General features: G+C 72.3%; 3 protein-coding genes. All 3 read left to right on the top strand.

What is annotated here, in order from left to right; all coding sequences use genetic code 11:
- Window positions 1–144: 144 nt before the first annotated feature.
- The 3 genes from ACFV0O_RS07660 to ACFV0O_RS07650 all read left to right on the top strand — a co-directional run bounded on the left by ACFV0O_RS07660 (window position 145) and on the right by ACFV0O_RS07650 (window position 3,217).
- Window positions 145–585, top strand: coding sequence for a PH domain-containing protein (locus ACFV0O_RS07660; RefSeq protein WP_380337743.1), 441 nt, complete (start codon window positions 145–147; stop codon window positions 583–585).
- A 245-nt stretch (window positions 586–830) separates the two neighbouring features.
- Entirely contained in the window at window positions 831–2,174 is a 1,344-nt protein-coding gene (locus ACFV0O_RS07655) for a hemolysin family protein (protein ID WP_380337740.1), read from the top strand.
- Window positions 2,171–3,217 carry a hemolysin family protein gene (locus ACFV0O_RS07650; protein ID WP_360252205.1) on the top strand — a complete coding sequence of 349 codons (1,047 nt, stop codon included), beginning with the start codon at window positions 2,171–2,173 and terminating at the stop codon, window positions 3,215–3,217. The genes ACFV0O_RS07655 and ACFV0O_RS07650 overlap by 4 nt, the downstream gene beginning before the upstream one ends.
- The last annotated feature ends 124 nt before the right edge of the window (window positions 3,218–3,341 follow it).

Below are 3,341 nucleotides of genomic sequence, written 5' to 3'. Positions count from 1 at the left end.
CATCTTTTCCAACAAACCCCCCCCCTTCGCCCCTGGCCCTCTCCTCCCTTTGGCTCTTAAATTTCTGTTGCGGGGGGGGGGTGCCCCGCTGTGGGCCCCCCCCCCCCGTCGCGCTGCCGCCACCAGAACCACCCGGAGACCCCCGTGTCCACGCCGCCCGTCGAGTTCCCCGTCACCTGGGCGCCGCGCCGCACCCGCATCGTGCTGCTGCCGGTCTGTGTCGTGCTGGTGGTGCTGTTCGCGGTGCTGGCCGTGTTGCTCCCGGAGAACTGGCAGCTCAACGACCGGATCATGATGATCTCCAGCGGCGTCCTGTTCGCCGCCGTCGGCCTGATGCTGGCCCGCCCCCGGGTGAGCGCCGACGCGAGCGGCGTGACGGTGGTCAACTTCGTGCGCAGCCGTCGGCTCGCCTGGGCCGAGATCGTCCGGGTCAACCTCCGCCAGGGCGACCCGTGGGCCACCCTCGACCTCGCCGACGGCACCTCGCTGGCGGCGGTCGGCATCCAGCCCGGCGTCGGCAAGGAGCAGGCGATCGCGGACGCCCGCGCGCTGCGCGACCTCGTCGAGTACCACGCCGAGGCCTGAGTCCGGTCCGCGGGCGGGGTGGGGCACGGCGCCCTCCGACCTGCGGTTCCGGCGCCGGGAGGGCCCGACACTCCCCCTTACGTCCGTCCGGGTATGGTCTACGCTGGTAAAAGCGGGGCAAAGTCCGCCCTGCCCGAAAGCGACCGACCGCACCGACCTGAGGAGTGACACTCCCCCTCGATGGACGATCCGTCCGGTAGTACCTGCGCCGCCCCACTTCCGGTCACCGGAAGGCGAGCGGCACTGTGATCACCGCCTGGCTGCTGTTGCTCGCAGCCGTTCTCCTGATCCTCGCCAACGGCCTCTTCGTGGCCGCCGAGTTCGCCTTCGTGACCGTCGAGCGCGGGGCGGTGGAACGTTCCGCCGCGGCGGGCGACGCCCAGTCCGGCCGCGTCGCCAGGGCCCTGCGACACCTCTCCTTCGAGCTCTCCGGAGCCCAGCTCGGCATCACCGTCACCTCGTTGGTGGTCGGCATGCTCGCCGAGCCGGCCGTGTCGACGCTGCTCTCGCCCGTCATGTCCGCCCTCGGCGTGCCCGCGGCGGCCGCCCGCGGCGTCGCCGTGATCGTCGGCATGGTGCTGGCCACCGTCGTGCAGATGGTGATCGGCGAGCTGGTCCCGAAGAACTGGGCGATCTCCCGCCCGCTGCAGGTGGCCCGTGCGGTCGCCGCCCCGCACATGGCCTTCTCCTTCGTCTGCCGTCCGCTGATCAGCTTCCTCAACGGCGCGGCGGACCGTACGGTCCGGGCCTTCGGCGTCGAGCCGCAGGAGGAACTGGACCACGCCCGGACCCCGGCCGAGCTGGTCTCGCTGGCCCGGCACTCGGCCAAGGCCGGTGCGATAGACGAGGAGTCGGCGACCCTGTTCGTCCGGACCCTGGGACTGAGCGAGCTGACCGCCGAGTCCGTGATGACCCCGCGCGTCGACGTGGCGGCGCTCCAGCGCGACGCCACCGCCTCCGACGTCGTCAACCTGACCAGGGCCACCGGCCTGTCCCGCTTCCCGGTCTACACCGACAGCCTGGACGAGGTCACCGGCACCGTGACGCTCAAGGACGCCCTCGCCGTCCCGGCGGCCCGCCGTGGCCTGGTGCGGGTCGCCGACCTGTCCTCGCCGCCGCTGCTGGTGCCCGAGACGCTGCCCGCCGAGGTGCTGCTCGACCGGCTGCGCAGGCTCCAGCCGATGGCCATCGTGGTCGACGAGTACGGCGGCACCGCCGGCGTCGTGACCGTCGAGGACATCGTCGAGGAGATCGTCGGCGAGGTGCAGGACGAGCACGACCCCGACGACCACCCCGAACTGTTCCCGCTGCCGCCGGTCAACGGCCTGCCGGTCTGGGAGGCCGACGGCCGCGCCCGGCTCGACCAGCTGGAGGGCATCGGCCTGAACGCCCCGGACGGCCCGTACGAGACGCTGGCCGGCCTGGTCGCCGACCTGCTGGGCAAGCTCCCCGAGGTCGGCGAGCAGGCCGGGCTGCCCGGCTGGCGCCTCACCGTGACCGGTGTCGACCGCCACCGCACCAGCCGGGTCCGGGTGGAGCGCACCTCCGCGCCCGGTTCGTTCGGCGAGGACGGGGAGCACCTCCGATGACCGCGCTCCAACTGGCCGTCGCGCTCCTGCTCCTGCTCGGCAACGCCTTCTTCGTCGGCGCCGAGTTCGCGGTCGTGTCCGTGCGCCGCAGCCAGATCGAGCCGCTCGCGGAGTCCGGGCACAAGCGCGCCCGCACCGTGCTGCACGCGCTGTCCAACGTTTCCGCGATGCTGGCCGCGGCCCAGCTCGGCATCACCGTCTGCTCGCTGGGCCTCGGTGCGCTCGCCGAGCCGACCATCGCCTCGCTGCTGGAGGGCCCGTTCCACGCGATCGGCGTGCCGCCCGGCCTGATGCACCCGCTCTCGTACGGGATCTCGCTCGCCGTCGTGGTGTTCCTGCACATGGTGATGGGCGAGATGGTGCCGAAGAACATGGCGATGGCCGGCCCGGAACGGGCCGCGCTCTGGCTCGGCCCGCCGCTGGACCGGCTGGCCCGCTGGCTCGCCCCGGTGATCCGGCTGCTGAACGCCTTCGCCAACGGCATCCTGAGGCTGTTCCGGGTGGACGCCAAGGACGAGGTCGAGTCGGTCTTCACCACCGAGCAGCTGATGTACCTGCTGGTCGACTCCCGGGACGCCGGTCTGCTCGACGAGGAGCGCCAGGAACGCCTGGAGGACGCCCTGGAGCTGGGCCGCCGCCCGGTCACCGAGGTGCTGCTGGAACCCGAGCAACTGGTCACCGTGGACACCAAGGCGACCGCCGCCGAGGTCGAGGAACTCGCCCTGCGCACCGGCTTCTCGCGCTTCCCGGTCACCGACGGCGACCCGGCCGGGCACGGCTACCTCGGCTACATCCACCTCAAGGACCTCCTCGACGTGGAGGACCCCTCGGCGCCGGTCCCGGCCCGCCTGTGGCGGCCGATCACGGTGCTGCGCGGCGGCCTCCCGCTGGACGACGCCCTCGGCGCGATGCGCCGCGCGGCCTGCCACCTGGCCGCCGTGCTGGACCAGGACGGGCGCACGCTCGGCGTGGTCATGCTGGAGGACGTCCTGGAGGAGCTGATCGGCGAGATGCACGACCCGGACCACCGCGCGACCGCGTAGGAACTCCGGCGCCGGGGTGCCCCGACCAGACCAAGCGACCCCCCTACGGCCACAGCCGCACGACGGGGGTGACTACGTCTGCTCAGAACGGACTAACTCGAAAGACAGAATCAGGCACACACCA

The sequence above is a fragment of the Kitasatospora sp. NPDC059577 genome (assembly GCF_042735475.1).
Lineage (GTDB): Bacteria > Actinomycetota > Actinomycetes > Streptomycetales > Streptomycetaceae > Kitasatospora.
The sequence above is the reverse complement of the archived record's forward strand: the minus strand, read 5'-3'. Positions and strand labels throughout refer to the sequence as shown.

Excerpts from the sequence above, each read along its gene's own strand:
- ACFV0O_RS07650 (WP_360252205.1), top strand. The coding sequence starts at position 2,171 with ATGACCGCGCTCCAACTGGCCGTCGCGCTCCTGCTCCTGCTCGGCAAC.